The sequence below is a fragment of the Scandinavium sp. M-37 genome (assembly GCF_043558715.1).
Classification (GTDB): Bacteria; Pseudomonadota; Gammaproteobacteria; order Enterobacterales; family Enterobacteriaceae; genus Scandinavium; species Scandinavium vulneris_A.
Map to the genome: position 1 here is coordinate 113,392 of NZ_JBIGIN010000008.1, position 22,459 is coordinate 135,850.

The following is a 22,459-nucleotide window of genomic DNA, read 5'->3' on the forward strand; positions in this document are numbered from 1 at the left end:
GTCACGTCTCCTTAGCGAATATTGATCAGCGCGTCGAACAGCGTGCTGGCGGTTTGCATTACCTGGGCATTCGCCAGGTAGTACTGTTGATACAGTTGCAGGTTGCCGTACTCTTCGTCGAGGTTTACGCCGGAAATGGATTGCTGCTGTTTGGTTAGTTGCGTCACCACGTTGCCCTGAGTAGTGCTGCTGGTTTCGAGCGTTGAGGTTTTGTTCCCCACGTCGCTGACCAGTGCCGCATAGGCATCGTTGACCGTTTTATTCCCGCCGACCAGCTTGCTGTTTTGCAGGTCGAGCAGCGCCTGTCCATTACGGTTATCGCTCTCACCGGTTTCGGCGTCGTCAATCCCCATCGCAATTTTACTGGCGTCGCTCAGCGCCACGCTCATGTTGACGATAGCGTTGGCGACCGGCTTCACGGTGAAGCTGTCGTTTTTGTTCGCGGCTCCGCTGACTTTGACGTTCAGGCCGTCAAAACTCAGACTGCCGTCGGTTTCAACGGTCGGGGTCACGCTGGTGTTGTCCGACAGACGGGTCACCTGCCATTTGGTGCCGTCAAAGCTCATCTTATAGTCAGTGGCCTGCACCTGCTTGCTGTCAGTCATGGTCACGCCGAGCGTCGCCGAACCGGTATTTTTGGTGTTACTCAGCGCCGATGGCCCGCCGATGTTGAAGAAGTCTTTCCCCACGTTGCCGTCAGCGTCAATCCCGGCCTTGTTCTGAGTGTTGAACGCATCCGCAAACGCCAGTGCCATCTGGTTCAGGCTGTTACGGGTCTGGTCGAGATCCTGAGTGCGGAAAGTCAACAGGCCACCCAGGGAACCGGTATTCAGCAGTTTTTCCGGGATTTCGATGTTGCCCGCGACGTTATCAACGTACGCCACCGTAGTGCGTGACGGGTCCGCGCTGCTCGGGACCGCAGCCAGCTGGCGGGCGTTGCTGCCCTGCACCAGGTTATAGCCATTCGCCATGGTGACGTTGTAGGTGCTGCCGTCCTGCACGTTCACTTCCACGCCGACCAGCTGGTTCAGTTGGCTGACTAACTGGTCACGCTGATCGAGCAAATCGTTAGGCGATGCGCCTGCGCCGACACCGGTCAGTTTGGAAATTTTATCGTTGAGAGTTGCTATCTGCTGGGCGTAGTTATTGATCTGCGACACGGTGGAGACAATCGCCCCGTTGACCTGTTTGTCCTGGTCACGCAGATACTGATCGGTGGTCTTAAACTGGTTTACCAGCCCCTGAGATTTGCCCAACACCGCCTGACGCGCAGCCGGATCTTCGGCATTGCTGACCAGGGTTTGCAGGCTGGAGTAAAAGTCCTGCAGGGTGGCTGAAAGTGAGTTAGTGGTGTCAGACAACAAATCATCAATTTTTGACATCTGCTGATAGCGCGTGGTCAGGCCACTGCTCTGGTTCTGTGCCGCATTCAGCTGATTGGTGATAAAAGCGTTGTACTCGCGCTGTACGCTGGAGACCGTTACCCCATTGCCCACCCAACCACCTGCGCCCAGCGTGCTGTTTGCCGCCGACAGGACCGTTGTCTGGCGGGTATAGCCGGACACGTTATAACTGGCAATGTTATTACTGACGGTGTTCAGTGCCGCCTGAGCCGCACCGAGCCCACTCATTGCGCTATTCATTAAACTGGACATGGAGGTTCCTTTATTCTTTTAGACACGAGTCCTTACCTGAATTATCGGCACCGAACGATTGAACTTGAGGCATTTCAGAACAGATTTTCGATATCGTTGCTGTAGGCCTTGCTCACCTTCTCGCCCATCGATTTCAGCTGCTGAATCATCCCGGTCAGCTTGCGGGCATAGTTCGGATCGGTGGCGTACCCGGCCTTTTGCAACGCCTGTGCGCCCTGCTCTGGCGTGGCGGCCGTGGTGACAGCGGCGTAGCGCGGGTTACGGGTTAACAGGCCGACGTAATCAGACAGCGCTTCGAGATATGAGCCGTACACGCGGAAACGGGCCTTCACCTTTTTCATCTCCCCGTTTTCATATTCGCTGGTCGTAATTTCGGTGACTTTGCCTTTCCAGTCGGACGAGGCCTTCACGCCAAACAGGTTGAAGCTTGGCTCGCCATTTTCACGGCGGATCTGCCGCTGGCCCCAGCCCGATTCAAGCGCCGCCTGGGCGAGGATCAGGTGGTGCGGGATGCCACTCTGTTCACTGGCAAGTTTTGCAGGCAGCGAAAGCTGCGCCAGGAAGTCGTGGCTGTCACCGGGCACATCCCCGACGTCAGCGACGGTCGGCGTTTTCGGCAAAGCCTTACGCACCATCTGCGTCAGGGCAGAGTTCTGGTAAGTGGTCACAGTTTCGAGGTCAAACTTGAGCGGCACCTGGGCAGGCGTGTCTGCTGGCTCGCCCTGCGCGGCCGCCATCTGTTTGACCATCGCATCCGCCAGCCCCAGACCTTTGCCCGCAGTCATCTGCTGGGCAATTTGCTGATCGTACATACTGGTGTAAAGCCGCGTCTGGTCGCTGCTGAACATGCCGTCCTTCGGCAGCGCGTCGCGCATACTTTTCAGCATCATCTGCACGAACATCCCTTCGACCTGCCGGGCCACAGGCTTTAAGTTCGCCTGCGGGTCTTTTCCGGCTTTGACCTTCAGTTCGCTCAGCGACTGCGCGTCCCAGGCCGCGCTACTCAACAGCTTGCTGTCACCCAGCATTAGATTATTTCCACTTTGGCACGCAGGCAGCCTGCGGTTTGCATCGATTGCAAAATCGACATCAGCTCCATTGGCGAAGCACCCAGCGCGTTCAGCGCCCGCACCACGTTATTCAGGTTGGCACTGGAGCGAATGCTCTGCATTGCGCCCCCGCTCTGACGCAGGTCGATTTGCGTCTGCGGCGTGACCACCGTCGAACCGCCGCCAAACGGCGTATCCGGCTGGCTGACCTGGGCCGAACGGTTGACCGTTACCGACAGGTTGCCCTGCGCCACCGCACAGTTGTCGAGCGTCACCTCACGGTTCATGACGACCGAACCGGTACGGGAGTTGATGATCACCTTCGCATCCTGTGGCGTGACGTTGACCTCCAGGTTTTGAATATCCGCCAGCATCCGAACCTGATTGCTGCCGCCGCTGGAAGCCTGGATCTGCACGGTGCGCGCATCCAGTGCCGTGGCATTGCCGTAGCCGCCGCGACGGTTGATAGTGTCGGCAATCTGCTGCGCCATACCAAAATCGTCTTCGTTGAGCTGCAGGTTGATAGTGTTCCCGGCTCCGAACTGGCTTGGCAGTTCACGTTCAATGGTCGCCCCGTTGGTGATGCGCCCGCCGTTAAGCTGGTTGACCTGCACGCTGCTGCCGCCCGCTGAGGCGCCAGCCCCGCCGACCAGAATGTTACCCTGCGCTAAGGCATAAACCTGGCTGTCGACGCCTTTCATCGGGGTCATTAACAGCGTCCCGCCGCGCAGGCTTTTGGCGTTGCCCATCGACGACACCACCACGTCAATCATCTGACCCTGGCGGCCAAATGCCGGCAGCTTGGCGGTGACCATCACCGCCGCCACGTTTTTCAGCTGCATGTTGGTCCCCGCCGGGACGGTGATCCCGAGCTGCGACAGCATGTTGTTCAGGCTTTGGGTAGTGAATGGCGTTTGGGTGGTCTGATCCCCGGTCCCGTCGAGACCGACCACCAGGCCGTAGCCAATCAGTGAGTTTTCCCGCACGCCCTGTACGCTGGTGAGGTCGCGAATGCGATCGGCCTGGGCGAATCCCGCCAGCAGCACCAGTGCAATGCCAACCAGAGTTTTAAACATAATCCACCTCGTTACATCGGCGATAAATTAAGGAAGAAGCGCTGCAGCCAGCCCATGTTCTGCGCTTCATTGATGTAGCCGTTACCGACGTACTCAATGCGGGCGTCAGCCACTTGCGTAGACGGCACGGTGTTGCTGCCGCTGATGGTGCGTGGGTTGACGACGCCCGAGAAGCGAATGAATTCGGTGCCCTGGTTGATGGCGATCTGTTTTTCGCCCACCACATGCAGGTTACCGTTGGCCAGCACCTGATCGACGGTAACCGTCAACGTACCGCTGAAGGTATTGCTGGCGTTGGCCCCGCCTTTACCGTTAAAGGAGTTGCCGCCAGAGGCTTCCACATCGGCACGCTCATTGCCAAACAGGCCCTGGAGATAGCGCGGCACGGTGTCGAAGCCGAAATTGGTTTTGCCATCGCGGCTGGCGTTCGCCGAAGAGCTCTTCGACGCGCTGACGTTTTCTTGCAGCTGGATGGTCAGCGTATCGCCAATGTTGCGCGGACGTCGGTCTTCAAACAGCGGCTGATAGCCGTAGTTAATCGGCTGCGCGCTCTGGAAAATCGAGCCATTGACCACCGGCACCGGGCCAGGAATGGGCTGTGCTGTGGTCGCCCCTTCTACCAGCGGCTTTGAGGGGATCCATGCGCATCCGGCCTGAGTCAGGGCCAGGACCACGAAAAGCGGATAACGAAACGCTGAGGATTTTTGCATTGCTCTTATCTTCTGAATCAAAAATCCGGTGCAGGAAATCCCGCACCGGTAACGTCTTACAGCTGGGTGAGCTTCTGCAGCATCTGGTCGGTGGTCGACACCGCCTTGCTGTTAATCTCATACGCGCGCTGCACCTGAATCATGTTGACCAGCTCTTCCGCCACGTTAACGTTAGAGGTTTCGACATAACCCTGATACAGCAGGCCCGCGCCGTTCAGGCCAGGCGTGCTGTCGTTCGGTGCGCCAGAGGCCTGGGTTTCGGTGTACAGGTTTTCACCGATGCTCTCCAGACCCGCATCGTTCATGAAGGTGGTCAGATTTAGCTGGCCGACCTGCACCGGATTGGTTTGTCCCTGCTGGGTCACGCTCACCACGCCGTCACGCCCGATGGTGATGCTCAGCGTGTTGGCTGGAATGGTGATCGCCGGCTGAACCTGGAAGCCGCCCGCGGTGACCAGTTGACCGTTCTGATCGACCTGGAATGAACCGTCGCGGGTATAGGCCGAGGTGCCGTCCGGGAGCAAGACCTGGAAGAAGCCTTCGCCTTTGATGGCGACGTCTTTGCTGTTGTCGGTCTGCGACAGGTTGCCCTGGGTGTGGATACGCTCGGTCGCCACCGGACGCACACCGGTACCGATTTGCAGGCCGGATGGCAGCGTGGTCTGTTCAGATGACTGCGCCCCCGGCTGACGTACAGTTTGATACAGCAGGTCTTCAAACACCGCACGCTGGCGCTTGAAGCCGTTGGTGCTCACGTTCGCCAGGTTGTTGGCGATAACGTCCATGTTGGTTTGCTGGGCGTCGAGGCCGGTTTTGGCAATCCATAATGAACTGATCATAGGTATCCTTTATTAGCTCATTGAGAGCAGTTGATTGGCTTTAGAGGCGTTGTCGTCCACGCTGCTAATCACCTTCATCTGCATTTCAAAACGTCGGGAGCTGGCAATCATGTCAGCCATCGCCGCCACCGGTTTCACGTTACTGCCTTCCAGTACGCCGGACTGTAAACGGATGCTCTGGTCTGATTGCAGCGTCGGGCCACGCGTGGCCTGTGCGGCTGCCGTCAGACGGAACATGCCGTCATCCCCGCGAATCACTTCAGTGTTCTCCGCCTTGACCAGCTTTAACTTGGCCACAGGCGAAATGGTGTTCGCCGGGTCGCCCGGATTAAGCGCTGAAATCGTGCCATCAGAGGCGATGGTGACTTCGGAGCCTTCCGGCACCATCACCGGCCCGCCACCGTCGGCCATCACCGGGTTACCCTGAATGGTCAACTGCCCGGTCGGGGTCACCTGAATGTTGCCGTTACGGGTATACCCTTCCGAGCCATCGGCCGCCTGCACCGCCAACCAGCCATCCTGCTGCAACGCCACGTCCAAAGGACGGGCGGTGTAGTCGAGCTGACCCGGCGTCATGTCGGCCCCCGGCGTGGAACCGGTCACCAGCGTGCGGGTCTGAAAGGTTTCCCCGTTGACCGGCACGGCACGCAGCGCGGTCAGCTGTGCGCGAAAGCCCGGCGTGGAGGTATTGGCGAGATTGCTCGCGGTAACCCCCTGCATTTCCATCGTCTGGCTGGCCGCGCCCATCGCGGTATATATTGCGTGATCCATGAAACCGTCCCGTCAGGCGCTTAGCGCAGGTTAACCAGGGTGTTAAGGATCTGATCCTGGGTTTTGATGGTCTGCGCATTCGACTGATAGTTACGCTGCGCGACAATCATGTTCACCAGTTCTTTACTCAGATCGACGTTGGAGGCTTCCAGCGCGCCGTTGGTCAGGGTGCCGAAGTTGCCAGTGCCAGCGGTGCCGAGCAGCGCCACGCCGGAGGACTGGGTGGCAGACCAAACGTTATCGCCTTCCGATTGCAGACCTTCGTTGTTGGCGAAGTTAGCCAGGGTAATTTGGCCCAGCAGCTGCGTCTGTTCGTTGGAGTAATTGCCGACCACGGTGCCATCTTCGTTAATCTGATAGCTGACCAGGTTACCCGGCTTGTAGCCGTTCTGATTGGTCGCGACGATGTCGTTCGAGCCGGTATTCTGCTGCATCGAGTTCTGGAAGCTCAGATTGAAACTGCTGGCGGCAGACCCGTTCAGGGAGCCCATCGCAATTGAAATTTGTGGGGCGGTGTTGGCGGTGGTCGCCAGGGCGCCAGAAGCCGGGTCGTAGTTGAAGACCCCGGTCAGCGTCCCGTTATCGGCAAACTGCATCTGCGCTTGTTTCACCGCAGCGGCACCGGCCATGCTGGAATCCTGGGTGTAAACGTCCCACTTATTAGCACTGTTCTTCACGTAATAGACGTTCATGTCATGGGAGTTACCCAGACTGTCGAAGACGGTGACGGTGCCTTTTTTGTTGTAAGTATCCGCGTTGGTGGCATCAAACGGAGACGTCGCCGGGACGGCATCGGTAGAGTTGAGGTTAATTTGCATCGCCGAAGTGGTGGTCGCTTTCGCCGCCATCAGGGTATTAGGGATGCTTAAACCGACCGGGTTGGCGCCCTGCTGAATGGTGGGCGGAGTACCGGTGGCCGGATAGCCGGTCAGCTGCAGACCCTGCATGTTCACCAGGTTACGGTTTTCGTCCAGTTTGAACTGGCCGTTACGGCTGTAGTACACGGAACCGTTGGCGTCGGTCATTCGGAAGAAACCGCTCTGGCTGATTGCCACGTCCAGCGCACGGCCGGTGCCGGTGGTGGTGCCGTCGTTAAAGTCCTGGGTGATGCCCGCCACTTTCACGCCGAGGCCCACTTTGGAACCGGCAAACATGTCGGCGAAAGACGCCGTACCGGCTTTAAAACCGTAGGTCGCGGAGTTGGCAATGTTGTTGCCAATCACGTCGAGGTTGGTGGCAGCGGCGTTCAGGCCGCTGACCGCTTGAGAAAAGGCCATGTCTTAACTCCTGCTAAGGTTGAAGGCTTAAATAATCTGACGAACTTCGTCGAGCGTGGTGGTGCCATACGTTCCGAGATCCAGCAGATTACCGCTGCTTCCCTTCGTAACCCCTTGCACCAGCGCGAACTTAAGTGGCTGAGCCACCAGCTGCGTGCCGTTGGTGCTGGCGGCAATCGAGACGTTGTATGCGCCGTCCGGCACGGTAGAGCCATCGGCGGCAGTCCCATCCCAGGTAAAGGTGTGAACGCCTGCGGCCAGACTGCCAAGATCCATGGTGCGAATCACTTTGCCGCTGGCATCGGTCACAGTGGCGGTCGCTTTGTCGGCGGCCTGAGTCAGCTCAACGCCAAACGGCGTAGTGCTGGCGGTGCCGTCGGAGCCTTTGCCGGCCAGCACCACCGACCCCGGGATCATCACCCCGTGACCAATAAGCGAGGTGGCCTGCAACGACTGGCTGTTATCAATCTGACCGGAGATAGAGCCCAGCGTAGTGTTCAGCTTCTCAATCCCGCTGACGGTGCTTATCTGCGCCAGCTGAGAGGTCAGTTGACTGTTGTCCATCGGGTTGGTCGGATCCTGGTTTTTCAACTGCGCCACCAGCAGGGTCAGGAAGCTGCTTTGCAGGTCTGAGGCGTTGCTGGTGGTTAAACTGCCACTGGTCGCGGTCGTGGTCGCGCCCGTACTGGTCGGGTCATTGACATTCACGGCAATAGACATCGTTTTCTCCGTTACTGACCGAGCGTCAGCGTTTTGAGCATCATGCTCTTGACGGTATTGAGGACTTCAACGTTAGCCTGATAGCTGCGGGAAGCGGACATGGTGTTAACCATCTCTTCCACCACATCTACGTTCGGCATCTTCACATAGCCTTTGGCATCCGCCAGCGGATTGCCCGGCTGGTAAACCAGCTTGAACGGCTCCTGGCTTTCCTGCACATCGGCCACCTTCACGCCGCCGGTTGCCGCCCCAACGGGCGCATCCACCTGGAATACAACCTGTTTGGCGCGATACGGCTGACCATCCGGACCGGTCACGCTGTCGGCGTTGGCGAGGTTGCTGGCAGCCACGTTCAGGCGCTTGGACTGCGCGGTCAGCGCCGATCCGGCAACGTCAAAAATATTCAGTAAGGCCATGAATTAGTTCCCCTGTAGCACGGTCATCATGCTGCGGATTTGCCCGCCCAGCACGGTTAACCCGGTCTGGTATTGCAGGCTGTTGTCGGCGAATTGCGTGCGCTCCCGGTCCATATCGACGGTGTTACCGTCCATGGATGGCTGATCGGGGACCCGATACATCAGGTCTACAGAGGGGGCAGACATCGCCTGGGCTGGAATATGGCGTTCGGAGGTCAGCGTGAGTGACACGCTGCTGGTTTCCGCGCGCCCCCTTTCCATCACTTTTTTCAGTTCCGTGGCAAAATCAACATCGCGCGCCTGATACCCCGGGGTATCGGCGTTAGCAATATTCGAGGCCAGGATTTCCTGACGCTGGGCGCGCAGGTTCAACGCTTCCTGTTGAAAACGTAGCGCGGCGTCGAGTTTATCGAGCATGTCTCCTCCGCTGATGGCAATAGTTCATTCAGCGTTCAGATTAATCCCAATTTTTTGACCCCATCGTCGGAATAAAAGCAAAATGCATCGCTATTTGTTGCGTTGAAGTGCGTCGCTTACAGGTAAGATTCTGCTATTCCCTGACAGACTGGAGTTAACGATGCGAAACCTGAAACCCATGCTCACGCTGGCACTCGTGCTACTGAGCCCGGTGGCGATGGCGGAGGAATTAACCCAACAGCTGAACGCGTTTTTCGTGCAGCGTCTGGCAGGTTTCAGCGACGCGGTGAAGGTCAGCCTGCGCAATCCCGGTAGCCAAATGCCGGGGTGTGAGCAGCCTGCCCTCAGCGTGATGGGGAATAACAAGCTGTGGGGCAACCAAACCGTGCAGGCGCAGTGCGGCACGGAAAAACGCTACATTCAGGTGTTCGTTGAGGCGACGGGCAACTACGTGGTGGCCGCGCAGCCGGTTGCGCGCGGGTCGGTGTTACAGCCTGGCAGCGTCTCGCTAAAGCGCGGCCGGTTGGATCAGTTGCCACCGCGCACCATGCTGGATATTAATCAGGCGCAGGATGCCGTGTCGATGCGTGACCTGGTGCCGGGACAGGCGATTCAGCTATCAATGTTGCGTCAGTCATGGCGCGTCAAAGCCGGACAAAAAGTGCAAGTGATCGCCAGCGGTGACGGCTTTAGCGTGAATGGTGAAGGCCAGGCGCTAAACAATGCGGCGGTGGCGCAAAATGCGCGGGTGAGAATGCCCTCAGGCCAGGTGGTGAGCGGTCAGGTCGATCCTGATGGGAATATTCTGATTAACCTATAATCTTTTTAAAGAATCTGCGAACACTGCCGATAAATAATCAACAACTGATGATGGCAGGCAGTAGCGCCACGAAACCTCGATGAGGACAGGACAATGAGCATTGATCGTACATCGCCCCTGAAGCCCGTTAACGCCGTCCAGCCGCGTGAGCCGAATGAAGCCCAGGCGCAGAAAGCCCGTCTGGAAAAATCTTCGACCGCGAACAGCACTAACGTCACGCTGAGCGAAGCACAATCGAGCCTGATGCAGCCACGCAACAGCGACATTAATATGGAACGCGTTGAAGCGCTGAAAACGGCTATTCGTAACGGCGAACTGAAAATGGATACGGGCAAAATTGCCGATTCACTGATTTCGGATACCCAGAGCTGGCTGCAGAGTAAATAACAGAATGAGTCGTCTGTCAGAAATACTGGATCATATGACAGTCATCCTGAACTCGCTGAAAGAGGTGATGGATGCCGAGCAGCAACAGCTTTCCGCAGGCAGCGTGAACAGTAGCGCCCTGCAACGGATAACCGAAGAAAAAAGCTCGTTGCTGGCGACCCTCGATTATCTGGAGAAACAGCGTCGTCTGGAGCAGGAAGCGCAGCGCTGCGCCAATGATGACGTGGCGGAACGCTGGCTGAGCATTACCGAAAAAACGCAACATCTGCGCGATCTCAACCAGCACAACGGCTGGCTGCTGGAAGGCCAGATTGAGCGTAATCAGCAGGCATTAGAGGTGTTGAAACCGCATCAGGAACCCAGCCTTTACGGCAAAGACGGGCAGACGTCGACGACGCCGCGCGGCAACAAGAAGTTCTCCGTTTAACTCCCCGGTAATCACCAGACACGCACGCGGCGGGAAGCATTGCGCTTCACCGCCGCGCGGCATTTACACGCTCCGACGGGTGAATTCCTTCACTCTGAAACCCAGCACCAGCAGCGTCGCAAAGTAAGCGACAATGCCCGCGACCACCACGCCCATCAGGCGCAAAATACGCCACGGCATGGTGCCCTGCGACCACTCCGGCATAATGTGCATCACGCCCAGCAGCACCGCCGCCATCACCACCACCGCCGCAATCAGACGGGTCAGGAACTTGCCCCAGCCCGGCTCAGGGGTGAAAATTTTCTGCTTACGCAGCTGCCAGTAAAGCAGGCTGGCGTTCAGACAGGCCGCCAGACCAATCGACAGCGACAGCCCGGCATGTTTCAGCGGGCCGATAAACGCCAGGTTCATCAACTGGGTCATGATAAGCGTCACGATAGCAATTTTGACCGGGGTTTTGATGTTCTGACGCGAATAGAAACCCGGCGCCAATACTTTCAACACAATCAGCCCCACCAGCCCGACCGAATAGGCCACCAGCGCGCGCTGGGTCATCGCCGCATCAAAGGCCGTGAATTTTCCGTACTGGAACAGCGACACGGTCAGTGGTTTCGCCAGAATGCCCAGCGCCACCGCGCTCGGCACCGCCAGCAGGAAGCACAGTCGCAGCCCCCAGTCCATCAGGCGGTTGTATTCCTCATGATTACCGCTGGCAAAGCTTTTCGACAGCGACGGCAGCAGAATTGTCCCGAGCGCTACGCCCAGCACGCCGGACGGGAACTCCATCAGACGGTCAGCATAATACATCCAGGAGACCGAGCCAGAGGCAAGGAACGAGGCGAAAATGGTGTTGATGATCAGTGAAATCTGGCTGACAGACACGCCGAGAATGGCCGGGCCCATTTGCTTCACCACCCGCATCGAACCGGTGTCTTTCAGGTTGATGCGCGGCAGCACCAGCATGCCGATTTTTTTCAGGTGCGGCAGCTGATAGAACAGTTGCAGTACCCCGCCGACGGTGACCGCCCACGCCAGCGCCAGCACCGGAGGATTGAAATAGGGTGCGGCAAACAGCGCAAAGCCAATCATGCTGACGTTAAGGAACGTCGGGGCAAAGGCCGGAACCGAGAAGCGATTCCAGGTATTCAGAATCGCCCCCACCAGCGACGCCAGGGAGATCAGGAGAATATACGGGAAGGTGATGCGCAGCAGTTGGCTGGTTAAGGCGAACTTATCCGCGGTATCCGCAAAACCCGGTGCGGTAAGGGTGATAACCCACGGTGCGGCCAGCATCCCAACGACGGTCACAATCGCCAGGGCGAGGGTGAGTAAGCCCGAAACATAAGAGACAAACACGCGGGTGGCATCTTCGCCCTGCTTGCTTTTGTATTCCGCCAGAATCGGCACAAACGCCTGAGAAAATGCCCCTTCCGCAAAGATGCGGCGCAGCAGGTTCGGCAGTTTGAATGCGACAAAAAAGGCATCCGTCGCCATTCCCGCCCCAAAAACCCTTGCCACAATGGCATCGCGCGCAAATCCCAGCACACGAGAGAACATGGTCATTGAACTGACGGCCGCCAGTGATTTTAATAGGTTCATTAACGTGTTATTCCACAACCCTGGATCAAAAACGCCTGCAGCAAAACAGGCGTTGGAAAGTGGCGATAGTCTACCTGGATTAACCGTAATTACTACCGGCAGATGTTACAACCTCATACTCGTCACTCTCGATTCGCCTCCTGCCACAGCTTTTCGACAATACGCTGGGCGGCAATTGCCTGTTCGCCCGATGTTTCCGGAACCGTCTGATTTTGCACGCATTCGATAAAGTGACGCGCACAGCCCGCGAAACCTCGCTGCTCCAGCGTGCTTTGCCAGCCGGGAATCGGACGCTGGAACACGCCGTGGCCCCGCTCTTCCCGCCAGTCGCGCATATCGGTAATGTCGATCAGACCACCGTCGGTTACCGCCTGGACCCATTCGCGTTGGCTGCCCGCCCGGCGATGCATACTGGTAGTAATCTGCATCTGCGGCAGGCTGAAGTGATGCTCGGCATAGAACATTTCACCCTGATCGGTGGTTTGCAACAGCCCGCCGCTCAACTGCGGCGTACCGCCAGCCAGCCACAGCGCCGTATCCACCACGTGCAGATAATCGTCGAGCAGGGTAAAACGCAGATCGTTCGGCCCGACGCTGTCAGCCCGGTGTTTATCCATCCGCAGCGACGCGCCTGCGCTCAGGTTGGCTTTCAGTTCGCGGTACAGCGGCGCAAAGCGGCGGTTAAACCCGACCATCAGGGTCAATTTTTTCTTCTCAGCCAGTTCAATCAAACGCACAGCATCGCTGAGTTTGTCCGCCAGGGGTTTATCCACGCAGACGTGAACGCCTAAATTCAGCAGCTCGCTCACCACCGCGTAATGGGTGGCGGTGGCACTGTGGACAAATACCGCATCGCACTGTGAGGCAAGATGCGCCAACGAATCCGCCAAGGGGATCCGGTAGGCTTCACAGATACGCAGGGCCTTTTCACGTCCCGGTGACCATGCGGCCTGAAGCCTCCAGTCGCTGGCGGCGCTCAATACCGGCAGCCACGCTTTTTGCGCGATGCCCCCGAGCCCGACGACGCCTATCCGAAGTTTCGCCATCACGCTTAATCTCCCAGGTGAGCCAGTAAGGAATCGAGACGCTGCTTAAGTTCTTCCACTTCGCCTTCCAGCGCTTCCACGCGCGCCACCAGCTCGTCAGAGGCCGGTGCGGTAGCAGGCGTAGCGGCGACAGCCGAGGTGTCGACTTCTCCGCTGAACAGATGCATATAACGATGTTCGCGCTTGCCCGGCTCGCGCGGCAGACGCACCACAAACGGGCCGTCTTCGCGTTCGGCCAGTTTTTCCAGCGCCGTTTCGACTTCCGCCGTGTCAGCAAATTCATGCATACGTTGACCGCGGCTACGCAGTTCACCGGGCGTTTGTGCCCCGCGCAGCAGCAGGGTAGTCACCAGCGCGACCTCACCTGCCGTCAGCTTCAGGTCGCCAAATTCTGAGTTGCAGAAGCGCTGTTCATATTTGGTCACCCGGTTACCAAAGCCGCTCACCGTGCGCAGATAATGACGTTTTACCAGCTGGTCGAGGAGATCCTGGACTTCACTTTCGCCGAGCGACATCACCGGCTCGCGGTTGCTCTTCTGATTACAGGCCAGGGTTACCGCGTTCACCGACAGCGGATATTGCTCCGGGGTGGTCACCTGTTTTTCGAGCAGACAGCCAATCACTCGCGCTTCGAGCGCCGTTAACTGATACTTCATGGTTTCTCCTTAGCGACCCGCCGTCCACTCACGGGTAGTGAGCGCGGTCAGAACATGGTCCCGCCACTGCCCGTCAATCAGCAGATAGTCTTTGGCGTACCCTTCTTTTTCAAATCCGAGTTTTGCGAGCAGCGCGCCGCTGCGCTGGTTATGCGGCATATAGTTAGCCATGATCCGGTGAATATGCTGCGTGCGCTGCATATACCGAATGGCGGAGGTCAGCGCTTCATACATCAGTCCCTGCCCCTGCCATTTCTCACCAATGGAATAGCCGAGATAGCAGGCGTGGAACGAGCCGCGCACCACGTTGGAGAAGTTGGCGATGCCGATGATTTCTTTCTCTTCGGGGTCAAGCAGCGCGAAGTAAAACGCCGTACCCTGCTTGTGAAATTCGCTAATCATCGACAAACGCGCCTGCCAGCCTGAGGGATAGCAATGGCTGTCGTCGCGCACGGGCTCCCAGGGTTTCAAATACAGTTTATTTTCTGCGTAATAATCGGCAAGCCGCCAGGCGTCCCGGTCATGAACCAGACGCACCACCAGCCGGTCTGTTGTTAAGCGCACTTTCGGCACGTTACTGCGATAGCCAAACATCTTCCCCCACTCCTTATAAGCGCCATTATGTTCACTATACCTGCCCACTGGCACCTTGTGAAAACAGCGACATACGTTTTTCTGCGTCACTTCTGCTTTTCGATAAATAAACTCTATCAAAATAGTCTTTTGATAAAAAAATATTGTTGCGCAGATGCCCGGAAAATCGCCGTTCTGACGGTAGAATATCGGTTCTCACCGTTTTATTCCCCTGGAGGGGAAATGCCATCGCGCATCTCACAGGCTCGCAGCCTGGGCAAATATTTCCTGCTCGTCGACAACATGCTGGTTGTGCTCGGCTTTTTTGTCGTCTTTCCATTAATTTCGATTCGCTTTGTCGACCAGATGGGCTGGGCGGCACTGATGGTCGGGATAGCCCTCGGGCTACGCCAGCTGGTCCAGCAAGGCTTGGGGATTTTTGGCGGCGCCATTGCTGACCGTTTCGGCGCGAAACCGATGATCGTCACCGGGATGCTCATGCGGGCGGCGGGTTTCGCCACTATGGCTATCGCCCATGAACCGTGGATGCTGTGGCTCTCCTGTGTGTTGTCGGGGCTCGGCGGCACTCTGTTTGACCCGCCGCGTGCCGCGCTGGTGGTCAAATTAGTCAGGCCGAATCAGCGGGGGCGATTTTTTTCGCTGCTGATGATGCAAGACAGCGCCGGGGCGGTGATCGGTGCCCTGCTCGGCAGTTGGCTGCTGCAATATGATTTCCGTCTGGTGTGCAGCGTGGGCGCGGTGCTGTTTATTTTTTGTGCCGCGTTTAACGCCTGGTATCTCCCGGCGTGGAAACTCTCGACGGTCAAAACGCCGGTGCGCGAAGGCCTTTCGCGGGTGCTGAGTGACAAACGTTTTGTCACTTATGTGCTGACCCTGACCGGGTACTACATGCTGGCGGTGCAGGTGATGCTGATGTTGCCTATCATGGTAAATGATATCGCGGGCACGCCTGCGGCGGTGAAATGGATGTACGCCATTGAAGCCACGCTGTCGTTATCGCTGCTCTACCCTATCGCTCGCTGGAGCGAGAAACGCTTCCGTCTCGAGCACCGTCTGATGGCCGGGTTGCTGATCATGACCGTGGCGATGCTGCCGATCGGGCTTTCTGCCAATCTTCAACAGCTGTTCACCCTGATTTGCGTGTTCTATATCGGCTCTATTATCGCTGAACCGGCGCGTGAAACCCTGAGCGCCCAGCTGGCGGATCCACGGGCGCGTGGCAGCTATATGGGCTTCAGCCGTTTGGGGTTAGCCTTTGGTGGTGCCCTGGGTTATGCCGGGGGTGGCTGGCTGTTTGATGCGGGCAAAGCCATTAACCAGCCCGAGCTGCCGTGGGCGATGCTCGGCGTCATTGGTTTCATCACCTTCCTGGCGCTGTGGTGGCAATTCAGTACCAAACGCGCCACCACCGGGATGGTTGAACCCGGGGCCTGATGTTAACAGTGGTAACAATTCAGCGGATTCTGCTGGTGCGCATTAGGCTGACAGGGCATGCTGCTTTGTGTCAGGATGAGACAAAGACGTCATGTTGAGGAACCCCATGAAAAAGTTGTTGATGGTCGCCGCGCTGATTGTGAGCGGCCTGGTGGTAGGCTGTAATCAGCTAACGCAGTACACCGTGAGTGAGCAAGAGATTAACCAGGCCCTGCAAAAGCGGAACAATTTCTCCAAAGATATTGGCCTGCCGGGCGTGGCGGATGCACATATTGTGCTGACTAATCTCTCCAGCGCCATTGGTCGTGAAGAGCCGAACAAAATCACGCTTAACGGGGTCGCGAATCTGGATATGACCTCGCTATTTGGTAATCAGAAAGCGACCATTAACCTGAAACTGAAAGCGCTGCCGGTGTTCAATAAAGAGAAAGGGGCGATTTTCCTGCAGGAAATGGAAGTGGTGGATGCCAAAGTCCAGCCGGAGAAAATGCAGTCGGTGGTGCAAACCATGATGCCCTATCTGAACCAGTCGCTGCGCAGCTACTTCAACACGCAGCCTGCCTACGTTCTGCGTGAAGATGCCAGCGAAGGTGAGGCTCTGGCGAAGAAATACGCGAAAGGAATTGAGGTTAAGCCTGGCGAAATCATCATCCCGCTGACCAATTAATCACACTGTTTTAGAAACGGGCACTTCGGTGCCCGTTTTTTTTCACGGAAAGGAGTGCAAAGGAAAACGATTCCGTTTAACCTTAGCTCCCGGCAAAAATAGCCTTCTCAACCAGCCGGAGCCTTCCATGACAGCACAATCCCAGCGACTGAAAATCCGCCGTCCCGACGACTGGCATATCCATCTGCGTGATGGCGATATGCTCAAAACCGTCGTGCCCTATACCAGTGAAGTGTATGGCCGGGCGATTGTGATGCCAAACCTGGTGCCGCCTATCACCACGGTTGACGCGGCGATAAGCTACCGTCAGCGCATTCTTGACGCCGTTCCGGCGGGCCACGATTTTACCCCACTGATGACCTGCTATTTAACCGACACGCTCGACCCGAACGAGCTGGAGCGCGGGTTTAACGAAGGCGTGTTTACCGCGGCTAAACTCTATCCGGCCAATGCCACCACTAACTCCAGCCACGGCGTGACCAGCATTGATGCCATTATGCCGGTGCTGGAACGGATGCAGAAGCTGGGGATGCCGCTGCTGGTTCATGGCGAAGTGACACACGCGGATATTGACATTTTCGACCGGGAAGCACGCTTCATTGAAACGGTGATGGAGCCGATGCGTCAGCGTCTGCCGGGTCTAAAAGTGGTGTTCGAACATATCACCACCAAAGATGCCGCCGAGTACGTCCGCGACGGAAACGAACTGCTGGCCGCGACCATCACCCCTCAACACCTGATGTTTAACCGTAACCACATGCTGGTCGGCGGCGTGCGCCCTCACCTGTACTGCCTGCCGATTTTGAAGCGCAACGTTCACCAGCAGGCGCTGCGTGAACTGGTCGCCAGCGGCTTTGAGCGTGCGTTCCTCGGGACCGACTCCGCGCCGCACGCCCGTCATCGCAAAGAAGCCAGCTGCGGCTGTGCGGGCTGTTTTAACGCCCCTACGGCGTTGGGGAGCTATGCGACCGTGTTCGAAGAGATGAACGCCTTGCAACACTTTGAAGCGTTCTGCTCGCTGAACGGCCCGCGTTTCTATGGCCTGCCGGTGAATGAAAGCGTTATCGAACTGGAGCGCACTGAAAGCCAGGTGGTCGAGAGTATCGCCCTGACCGATGACACGCTGATCCCGTTCCTGGCGGGTGAAACCGTGCGCTGGAGCGTCAAAGGCTAAATAAGTACCTGTCCCCTGTTGTAAAATGCATAAAGTGACTGTATAAATATCCAGTATATTCAACAGGGGGCAAATTATGCGTATTGAAGTGACCATTGCCAAAACGACTGTCCTACCCGCTGGCGCTATTGATGCGCTAACTACCGAGCTTTCTCGCCGTATTCACGACCAGTTTCCTGACCAAAACGGCCAGGTCAGCGTGCGCTATGCCGCAGGCAATAATCTTACCGTTCTTGGCGGTGCCAAAGAAGACAAAGACCGCATCAGCGAAATCCTTCAGGAAACCTGGGAAAGCGCAGACGACTGGTTTAACCCTGCATAGAGCAGGTTATCTGATTAAAAAACGCTCCATCATTATGTAATCTTTTGCCGGGTCGCCCCGGCTTTTTTATTCCTTTTCTGCGCCTTTTTTGCTCTTTTTCTTATTGCATCGCTGTGCGATTAAAAAATAACGAACTAAATGCCGTTTTATTGTTCAAAAAAACGGATGAGGAGGAAAAAGAGGTTGCGGGTTACCTAAAAATTCGAATATTTTCTTAGTTGTTGATATAATTAGTTTGCTTCAGAAAACACGCATTGAACCTCGAACCAGTGTCTTTTAACACGTTAATAAGGGGTTATGATGGAAAAGAATAATGAAGTCATCCAGACCCATCCCCTCATCGGATGGGACATCAGTACCGTAGACAGCTACGACGCGCTGATGCTGCGCCTGCACTACCAGAACCCCACACAATCGAGTCAGCACGAAGCAGAAATCGGTCAAACGCTATGGTTAACGACCGATGTCGCCCGCCAGTTTATTTCTATTTTAGAAGCGGGCATCGCCAAAATTGAATCCGGCGATTACCAGGAAAACGAGTATCGAAGGCATTAGCGCTTAATGCTGAAAATTCACTCAACAGGCACCCATCGGGTGCCTTATTATTTTGCCTTGTCAGACAGAAACAGATTAATTACCCTGCTAATAAAGAAGATGCCCAGGACATACGCATGAACTATGACTTAATTATTATCGGCAGCGGGTCTGTCGGCGCTGCCGCCGGTTATTATGCCTCCCGCGCCGGGCTTTCAGTCCTGATGACCGATGCGCACTTGCCCCCGCACGCCGAAGGCAGCCATCACGGTGATACCCGCCTGATTCGCCATGCCTATGGTGAAGGTGAAAAATACGTCCCAATGGTTCTACGCGCGCAAACGCTGTGGGATGAGCTGGCCCAGCTCAGCGGGGAAGAGATCTTCGAGCAAACCGGGGTGATTAATCTCGGCCCCGCCCATTCATCGTTCCTGGCGAACGTCGCTCAAAGCGCGGAACAGTTTGGCCTGAACGTTGAAAAACTCGACGCCCAGACGCTGATGGCCCGCTGGCCTGAAATTCGCGTCCCCGACGACTACATCGGCCTCTTTGAACCGGCATCGGGCGTGCTGCGCAGCGAACGCGCCGTCAAAGCGTGGGTTGAACTGGCCCGCGAAGCCGGTTGCGCGCAGTTGTTTAACTGCCCGGTCAACGCCGTGCATCATCACGCCGAGGGCGTGACTATCGACACCGCCGACGGCAGCTATACCGGTAAACGTTTACTGGTCAGCGCCGGAACCTGGGTGACGAAACTGCTGCCTGAGCTGCCGGTACAGCCGGTACGTAAGGTCTTTGCCTGGTTCCAGGCTGACGGACGTTACAGCCGCAAAAATAACTTCCCGGCGTTCACCAGTGAAATGCCCAACGGCGACCAGTATTATGGTTTTCCGGCTGAAGAGAATGAGCTGAAGCTTGGCAAGCATAACGGGGGTCAGATTATTGATTCGCCTGAACAGCGCAAACCCTTTGGGGCCGTTGCCACCGACGGCTCCGAAGCGTTCAACTTCCTGCGCAATGTGTTGCCCGGGGTCGGGGGCTGCTTGTACGGCGCGGCCTGTACCTACGACAACTCACCGGACGAAGATTTCATCATCGACACCCTGCCCGGCCATGACAATACGCTGGTGATTTCCGGCCTGAGCGGGCACGGCTTCAAGTTCACCTCGGTGCTGGGAGAGATTGCCGCTGACTTTGCCCAGGGCAAAACGCCTGCTTTCGATCTGTCACCGTTCAGACTGGCGCGTTTCGGGAACTAAGCGCGTAAAAAAGCCCGGTGACGCTACGCTGACCGGGCTTGAATACGTCTTCTTATTCCGGGTCAGGAATACCCAGACGGGTGTTCAGCTGGCCGCGCGATTTATTGAAAATCTTATTACCATTTTCACGACCTGCGCGGCGACGACGCTGCTCTTCTTCCGGTAAAACGCTCTCTTCTTTGCACAGATCGCTACAGCAGCCACTGTATTTCTCGGCACAAGCCGGGCACTGGATGAACAGCAGATGGCAGCCGTCGTTCAGACAGTTGGTATGGGTATCGCACGGAGTGCCGCACTGGTGGCAGTGGGCAATCACGTCTTCAGAGATACGCTCACCCATGCGCTCGTCAAACACGAAGTTCTTGCCGATAAAGCGCACCGGCAGACCCTGCTCGCGCGCGCGACGGGCGTATTCAATAATCCCGCCCTCAATATGCCAGACCTTGTTGAAGCCCTTATGCTTCATGAACGCACTGGCTTTTTCGCAGCGGATCCCACCGGTACAGTACATCACGATCTTTTTGTCGCGATACTCTTCCATCATCTCTACCGCTTTCGGCAGCTGATCGCGGAAGGTGTCCGCCGGGATCTCCAGGGCGTTTTCGAAATGCCCCACTTCGTATTCGTAGTGGTTGCGCATATCAATGAAAACGGCGTCGGGATCGTCGAGCATGGCATTCACTTCTGCCGCCTTCAGATACTCGCCGACGTCACTGGCATCAAAGGTCGGATCGTCAATGCCGTCCGCCACGATACGGTCGCGCACCTTCATGCGCAGGACCCAGAAAGATTTCCCGTCGTCGTCCAGGGCAATATTGAGACGCAGATTATTTAACGCCGGATCAAAGCCGTACAGCAGCTCGCGGAAGGCGTCCATTTTGCTTTCAGGCACGCTGATTTGCGCGTTAATGCCTTCGTGGGCGAGATACACACGACCAAAAACGCTGAGCCCTAAAAACGCCTGATACAGCGCATCGCGGGTCGCCTTTGGGTCGGCAATATGGAAGTATTTGTAGAATGAGACAGTCGTGCGCGGCTCGGTTTCTGCCATCAGCTGCGCTTTCAGTTGCTCATTCGATATGCGGTTGTGCAACACTGGCATGGTGTGGTTCCTGCATTTATCGGTGAGAAAATTCGCGGCCCGCATCATATAGCATGTGTTGCGAATTTACATCCCCACATTTTGCGCTACATTTTCCTCACCTCAAACGGGTACACTCAACATTTGTTGCAATAACAGCCATTCTGCCGGGGTCTATTTGGGCGAAGGGCAAAAAAATGCGATAATAGGACTAATTGCTCGAAAGAACAGGAATGAGATGACCCATTTACCCAAATTTTCTGCTGCACTTCTCCATCCACGTTACTGGTTAACCTGGCTGGGCGTGGGCATGCTGTGGCTGATTGTGCAACTTCCCTATCCAGTCCTTTACCGTCTGGGCACCACACTGGGCCGTTATTCGCTGCGTCTGTTAAAGCGTCGCTCGCGCATTGCCTACCGTAATCTGGAACTGTGCTTTCCCGAAATGGACGAAAAAGAACGCCACCAGTGGGTGGTCAAAAACTTTGAATCCGTGGGCATGGGTCTGATGGAAACCGGCATGGCCTGGTTCTGGTCGGATAAACGCATGGCGCGCTGGAGTGAAGCGAAAGGCGTGGAGCATATCCACGCTCTGGAGGCCGAGAAAAAAGGAATTTTGCTGATTGGCATCCACTTCCTGACCCTTGAAATCGGCGCCCGCATGTTCGGTCTGCATGCGTCACCGGGGATCGGCGTTTATCGCCCGAATGACAACCCGGTTATCGATCTGGTGCAGACCTGGGGCCGGATGCGTTCCAATAAAGACATGCTGGATCGCAAAGATTTGAAAGGCATGATCCGTTCGCTGAAAAAAGGCGATGTGATTTGGTATGCGCCGGATCACGACTACGGCCCGCAGGGCAGCGTGTTTGTGCCACTGTTTGGCGTCGATAAGGCCGCCACCACCTCGGGCACCTATACTCTGACGCGTATGTCGAAGGCCTGTATTGTACCGTTCGTTCCACGCCGTAAGCCGGATGGCAAAGGGTATGAGCTGATTATCCTTCAGCCCGAGTGCGCCCCGCCGCTGGACGATCAGGAGACCACCGCCGCGTGGATGAACAAAGTCATCGAGCAGTGCATATTGATGGCCCCCGAGCAGTACATGTGGCTGCATCGGCGTTTCAAAACGCGGCCGGAAGGGATGCCTTCCCGCTACTGACAAAAAGCCCCGGATAAAACCGGGGCTTTGTCTTTTGGGTATCGCCGTCGCGGATTGCAGTCATGAGTTAGCAGGAGCACGGCGTTCAGCCTAAATAGCTGCGCCTAATACCGCTACACTTTTGCCAGCCCATGCTTTCTTCCGGGGAACGGGCTGGCGGTTTCCATAAAATGACGAACTTTTCTCAGTAGTTGCCACATTGAACGACACTGATGATTGCGCGTTATTGTGTCGTGAAGCGCCTGCCACAGTCGCTCTACGTGGTTCACCCACGGCGAGTAAACCGGCTGGTAAATCACGCTGAACTTCGGGTTCTCTTTCAGCCAGCGCTGCGTTTCCTGGCTTTTGTGAATGATGTAGTTATCCACGA

General features: G+C 56.5%; 26 protein-coding genes. 10 read left to right on the top strand and 16 right to left on the bottom strand.

Going from position 1 to position 22,459, the window contains the following annotated elements; all coding sequences use genetic code 11:
• Positions 1–11: 11 nt before the first annotated feature.
• From flgK to flgB, 10 genes are all read right to left on the bottom strand, one after another.
• On the bottom strand, positions 12–1,655 hold the full coding sequence (flgK, locus tag ACG0Z5_RS08595) for a flagellar hook-associated protein FlgK (protein WP_394446523.1): 1,644 nt from the start codon (positions 1,653–1,655) through the stop codon (positions 12–14).
• 74 nt (positions 1,656–1,729) lie between these two features.
• Complete coding sequence (gene flgJ, locus ACG0Z5_RS08600) at positions 1,730–2,683, bottom strand: flagellar assembly peptidoglycan hydrolase FlgJ (protein ID WP_319629957.1); 954 nt, start codon at positions 2,681–2,683, stop codon at positions 1,730–1,732.
• Positions 2,683–3,780, bottom strand: a complete 1,098-nt coding sequence (locus ACG0Z5_RS08605; RefSeq protein ID WP_319629956.1) for a flagellar basal body P-ring protein FlgI — start codon at positions 3,778–3,780, stop codon at positions 2,683–2,685. The genes flgJ and ACG0Z5_RS08605 overlap by 1 nt, the downstream gene beginning before the upstream one ends.
• Positions 3,781–3,791: 11 nt before the next feature.
• The gene (gene flgH / locus ACG0Z5_RS08610; RefSeq protein ID WP_394446524.1) at positions 3,792–4,490 is read right to left on the bottom strand and encodes a flagellar basal body L-ring protein FlgH; all 699 of its coding nucleotides are present in this window, start codon (positions 4,488–4,490) and stop codon (positions 3,792–3,794) included.
• A gap of 56 nt (positions 4,491–4,546) precedes the next feature.
• Positions 4,547–5,329, bottom strand: a complete 783-nt coding sequence (flgG, locus tag ACG0Z5_RS08615) for a flagellar basal-body rod protein FlgG (RefSeq protein WP_319629954.1) — start codon at positions 5,327–5,329, stop codon at positions 4,547–4,549.
• A gap of 12 nt (positions 5,330–5,341) precedes the next feature.
• Positions 5,342–6,100: a flagellar basal body rod protein FlgF gene (locus tag ACG0Z5_RS08620; RefSeq protein ID WP_394446525.1), complete on the bottom strand. Its 759-nt coding sequence runs from the start codon at positions 6,098–6,100 to the stop codon at positions 5,342–5,344.
• A 20-nt stretch (positions 6,101–6,120) separates the two neighbouring features.
• Complete coding sequence (flgE, locus tag ACG0Z5_RS08625; RefSeq protein ID WP_394446526.1) at positions 6,121–7,377, bottom strand: flagellar hook protein FlgE; 1,257 nt, start codon at positions 7,375–7,377, stop codon at positions 6,121–6,123.
• Between the two features lie 27 nt (positions 7,378–7,404).
• On the bottom strand, positions 7,405–8,097 hold the full coding sequence (gene flgD / locus ACG0Z5_RS08630) for a flagellar hook assembly protein FlgD (protein ID WP_394446527.1): 693 nt from the start codon (positions 8,095–8,097) through the stop codon (positions 7,405–7,407).
• Between the two features lie 11 nt (positions 8,098–8,108).
• Complete coding sequence (flgC, locus tag ACG0Z5_RS08635) at positions 8,109–8,513, bottom strand: flagellar basal body rod protein FlgC (protein ID WP_394446528.1); 405 nt, start codon at positions 8,511–8,513, stop codon at positions 8,109–8,111.
• Between the two features lie 3 nt (positions 8,514–8,516).
• Positions 8,517–8,930: a flagellar basal body rod protein FlgB gene (gene flgB / locus ACG0Z5_RS08640; protein ID WP_319629949.1), complete on the bottom strand. Its 414-nt coding sequence runs from the start codon at positions 8,928–8,930 to the stop codon at positions 8,517–8,519.
• A gap of 160 nt (positions 8,931–9,090) precedes the next feature.
• Here flgB and flgA point away from each other — a divergent pair, with 160 nt between their 5' ends.
• The 3 genes from flgA to flgN all read left to right on the top strand — a co-directional run bounded on the left by flgA (position 9,091) and on the right by flgN (position 10,564).
• The gene (flgA, locus tag ACG0Z5_RS08645) at positions 9,091–9,750 is read left to right on the top strand and encodes a flagellar basal body P-ring formation chaperone FlgA (RefSeq protein WP_394446529.1); all 660 of its coding nucleotides are present in this window, start codon (positions 9,091–9,093) and stop codon (positions 9,748–9,750) included.
• Between the two features lie 93 nt (positions 9,751–9,843).
• On the top strand, positions 9,844–10,137 hold the full coding sequence (gene flgM, locus ACG0Z5_RS08650) for a flagellar biosynthesis anti-sigma factor FlgM (protein WP_394446530.1): 294 nt from the start codon (positions 9,844–9,846) through the stop codon (positions 10,135–10,137).
• A gap of 4 nt (positions 10,138–10,141) precedes the next feature.
• Complete coding sequence (flgN, locus tag ACG0Z5_RS08655) at positions 10,142–10,564, top strand: flagella biosynthesis chaperone FlgN (RefSeq protein WP_394446531.1); 423 nt, start codon at positions 10,142–10,144, stop codon at positions 10,562–10,564.
• A gap of 63 nt (positions 10,565–10,627) precedes the next feature.
• On the opposite strand, the gene murJ is transcribed toward flgN, so the two are convergent.
• The 4 genes from murJ to rimJ all read right to left on the bottom strand — a co-directional run bounded on the left by murJ (position 10,628) and on the right by rimJ (position 14,459).
• Positions 10,628–12,163: a murein biosynthesis integral membrane protein MurJ gene (gene murJ, locus ACG0Z5_RS08660; RefSeq protein ID WP_394446532.1), complete on the bottom strand. Its 1,536-nt coding sequence runs from the start codon at positions 12,161–12,163 to the stop codon at positions 10,628–10,630.
• A 122-nt stretch (positions 12,164–12,285) separates the two neighbouring features.
• Entirely contained in the window at positions 12,286–13,209 is a 924-nt protein-coding gene (locus tag ACG0Z5_RS08665) for a Gfo/Idh/MocA family protein (RefSeq protein ID WP_394446547.1), read from the bottom strand.
• A 5-nt stretch (positions 13,210–13,214) separates the two neighbouring features.
• Complete coding sequence (locus ACG0Z5_RS08670; protein ID WP_394446533.1) at positions 13,215–13,865, bottom strand: YceH family protein; 651 nt, start codon at positions 13,863–13,865, stop codon at positions 13,215–13,217.
• Between the two features lie 9 nt (positions 13,866–13,874).
• Positions 13,875–14,459: a ribosomal protein S5-alanine N-acetyltransferase gene (rimJ, locus tag ACG0Z5_RS08675; protein ID WP_394446534.1), complete on the bottom strand. Its 585-nt coding sequence runs from the start codon at positions 14,457–14,459 to the stop codon at positions 13,875–13,877.
• Positions 14,460–14,681: 222 nt separating this feature from the next.
• On the opposite strand from rimJ, the gene mdtH reads away from it, so the two are divergent.
• The 6 genes from mdtH to solA all read left to right on the top strand — a co-directional run bounded on the left by mdtH (position 14,682) and on the right by solA (position 19,846).
• Positions 14,682–15,893: a multidrug efflux MFS transporter MdtH gene (gene mdtH, locus ACG0Z5_RS08680; RefSeq protein ID WP_394446535.1), complete on the top strand. Its 1,212-nt coding sequence runs from the start codon at positions 14,682–14,684 to the stop codon at positions 15,891–15,893.
• 106 nt (positions 15,894–15,999) lie between these two features.
• Positions 16,000–16,560 (top strand): lipoprotein, encoded by a 561-nt coding sequence (locus tag ACG0Z5_RS08685; RefSeq protein ID WP_394446536.1) that lies wholly within the window; start codon positions 16,000–16,002, stop codon positions 16,558–16,560.
• Between the two features lie 127 nt (positions 16,561–16,687).
• A complete protein-coding gene (gene pyrC, locus ACG0Z5_RS08690) occupies positions 16,688–17,734 on the top strand; it encodes a dihydroorotase (RefSeq protein WP_394446537.1) in 1,047 nt (348 codons plus the stop codon).
• Positions 17,735–17,810: 76 nt separating this feature from the next.
• A complete protein-coding gene (dinI, locus tag ACG0Z5_RS08695; RefSeq protein ID WP_394446538.1) occupies positions 17,811–18,056 on the top strand; it encodes a DNA damage-inducible protein I in 246 nt (81 codons plus the stop codon).
• Between the two features lie 300 nt (positions 18,057–18,356).
• Positions 18,357–18,611 (top strand): biofilm formation regulator BssS, encoded by a 255-nt coding sequence (gene bssS, locus ACG0Z5_RS08700; RefSeq protein ID WP_319629937.1) that lies wholly within the window; start codon positions 18,357–18,359, stop codon positions 18,609–18,611.
• A gap of 116 nt (positions 18,612–18,727) precedes the next feature.
• Positions 18,728–19,846, top strand: a complete 1,119-nt coding sequence (gene solA / locus ACG0Z5_RS08705) for an N-methyl-L-tryptophan oxidase (protein ID WP_394446539.1) — start codon at positions 18,728–18,730, stop codon at positions 19,844–19,846.
• A gap of 52 nt (positions 19,847–19,898) precedes the next feature.
• Here the strand turns inward: solA and ACG0Z5_RS08710 are convergent, their stop codons facing one another.
• The gene (locus tag ACG0Z5_RS08710; protein WP_394446540.1) at positions 19,899–20,948 is read right to left on the bottom strand and encodes a rhodanese-related sulfurtransferase; all 1,050 of its coding nucleotides are present in this window, start codon (positions 20,946–20,948) and stop codon (positions 19,899–19,901) included.
• A 217-nt stretch (positions 20,949–21,165) separates the two neighbouring features.
• Here ACG0Z5_RS08710 and ACG0Z5_RS08715 point away from each other — a divergent pair, with 217 nt between their 5' ends.
• Entirely contained in the window at positions 21,166–22,089 is a 924-nt protein-coding gene (locus tag ACG0Z5_RS08715) for a Kdo(2)-lipid IV(A) acyltransferase (protein ID WP_394446541.1), read from the top strand.
• Positions 22,090–22,202: 113 nt separating this feature from the next.
• Here ACG0Z5_RS08715 and ACG0Z5_RS08720 read toward each other — a convergent pair.
• The coding region (locus ACG0Z5_RS08720) for a transposase (RefSeq protein WP_394446542.1) at positions 22,203–22,459 on the bottom strand (257 nt) is incomplete at its 5' end.

Coding starts and splice junctions, on each gene's coding strand:
- flgN (WP_394446531.1), top strand. CDS start 10,142: ATGAGTCGTCTGTCAGAAATACTGGATCATATGACAGTCATCCTGAAC.
- rimJ (WP_394446534.1), bottom strand. CDS start 14,459: ATGTTTGGCTATCGCAGTAACGTGCCGAAAGTGCGCTTAACAACAGAC.
- ACG0Z5_RS08620 (WP_394446525.1), bottom strand. CDS start 6,100: ATGGATCACGCAATATATACCGCGATGGGCGCGGCCAGCCAGACGATG.
- ACG0Z5_RS08685 (WP_394446536.1), top strand. CDS start 16,000: ATGAAAAAGTTGTTGATGGTCGCCGCGCTGATTGTGAGCGGCCTGGTG.
- bssS (WP_319629937.1), top strand. CDS start 18,357: ATGGAAAAGAATAATGAAGTCATCCAGACCCATCCCCTCATCGGATGG.
- flgE (WP_394446526.1), bottom strand. CDS start 7,377: ATGGCCTTTTCTCAAGCGGTCAGCGGCCTGAACGCCGCTGCCACCAAC.
- flgJ (WP_319629957.1), bottom strand. CDS start 2,683: ATGCTGGGTGACAGCAAGCTGTTGAGTAGCGCGGCCTGGGACGCGCAG.
- flgG (WP_319629954.1), bottom strand. CDS start 5,329: ATGATCAGTTCATTATGGATTGCCAAAACCGGCCTCGACGCCCAGCAA.
- dinI (WP_394446538.1), top strand. CDS start 17,811: ATGCGTATTGAAGTGACCATTGCCAAAACGACTGTCCTACCCGCTGGC.
- ACG0Z5_RS08710 (WP_394446540.1), bottom strand. CDS start 20,948: ATGCCAGTGTTGCACAACCGCATATCGAATGAGCAACTGAAAGCGCAG.
- pyrC (WP_394446537.1), top strand. CDS start 16,688: ATGACAGCACAATCCCAGCGACTGAAAATCCGCCGTCCCGACGACTGG.
- flgM (WP_394446530.1), top strand. CDS start 9,844: ATGAGCATTGATCGTACATCGCCCCTGAAGCCCGTTAACGCCGTCCAG.
- murJ (WP_394446532.1), bottom strand. CDS start 12,163: ATGAACCTATTAAAATCACTGGCGGCCGTCAGTTCAATGACCATGTTC.
- flgC (WP_394446528.1), bottom strand. CDS start 8,513: ATGGCCTTACTGAATATTTTTGACGTTGCCGGATCGGCGCTGACCGCG.
- flgH (WP_394446524.1), bottom strand. CDS start 4,490: ATGCAAAAATCCTCAGCGTTTCGTTATCCGCTTTTCGTGGTCCTGGCC.
- mdtH (WP_394446535.1), top strand. CDS start 14,682: ATGCCATCGCGCATCTCACAGGCTCGCAGCCTGGGCAAATATTTCCTG.
- ACG0Z5_RS08670 (WP_394446533.1), bottom strand. CDS start 13,865: ATGAAGTATCAGTTAACGGCGCTCGAAGCGCGAGTGATTGGCTGTCTG.
- flgA (WP_394446529.1), top strand. CDS start 9,091: ATGCGAAACCTGAAACCCATGCTCACGCTGGCACTCGTGCTACTGAGC.
- flgK (WP_394446523.1), bottom strand. CDS start 1,655: ATGTCCAGTTTAATGAATAGCGCAATGAGTGGGCTCGGTGCGGCTCAG.
- flgD (WP_394446527.1), bottom strand. CDS start 8,097: ATGTCTATTGCCGTGAATGTCAATGACCCGACCAGTACGGGCGCGACC.
- flgB (WP_319629949.1), bottom strand. CDS start 8,930: ATGCTCGATAAACTCGACGCCGCGCTACGTTTTCAACAGGAAGCGTTG.
- ACG0Z5_RS08605 (WP_319629956.1), bottom strand. CDS start 3,780: ATGTTTAAAACTCTGGTTGGCATTGCACTGGTGCTGCTGGCGGGATTC.
- ACG0Z5_RS08665 (WP_394446547.1), bottom strand. CDS start 13,209: ATGGCGAAACTTCGGATAGGCGTCGTCGGGCTCGGGGGCATCGCGCAA.
- ACG0Z5_RS08715 (WP_394446541.1), top strand. CDS start 21,166: ATGACCCATTTACCCAAATTTTCTGCTGCACTTCTCCATCCACGTTAC.
- solA (WP_394446539.1), top strand. CDS start 18,728: ATGAACTATGACTTAATTATTATCGGCAGCGGGTCTGTCGGCGCTGCC.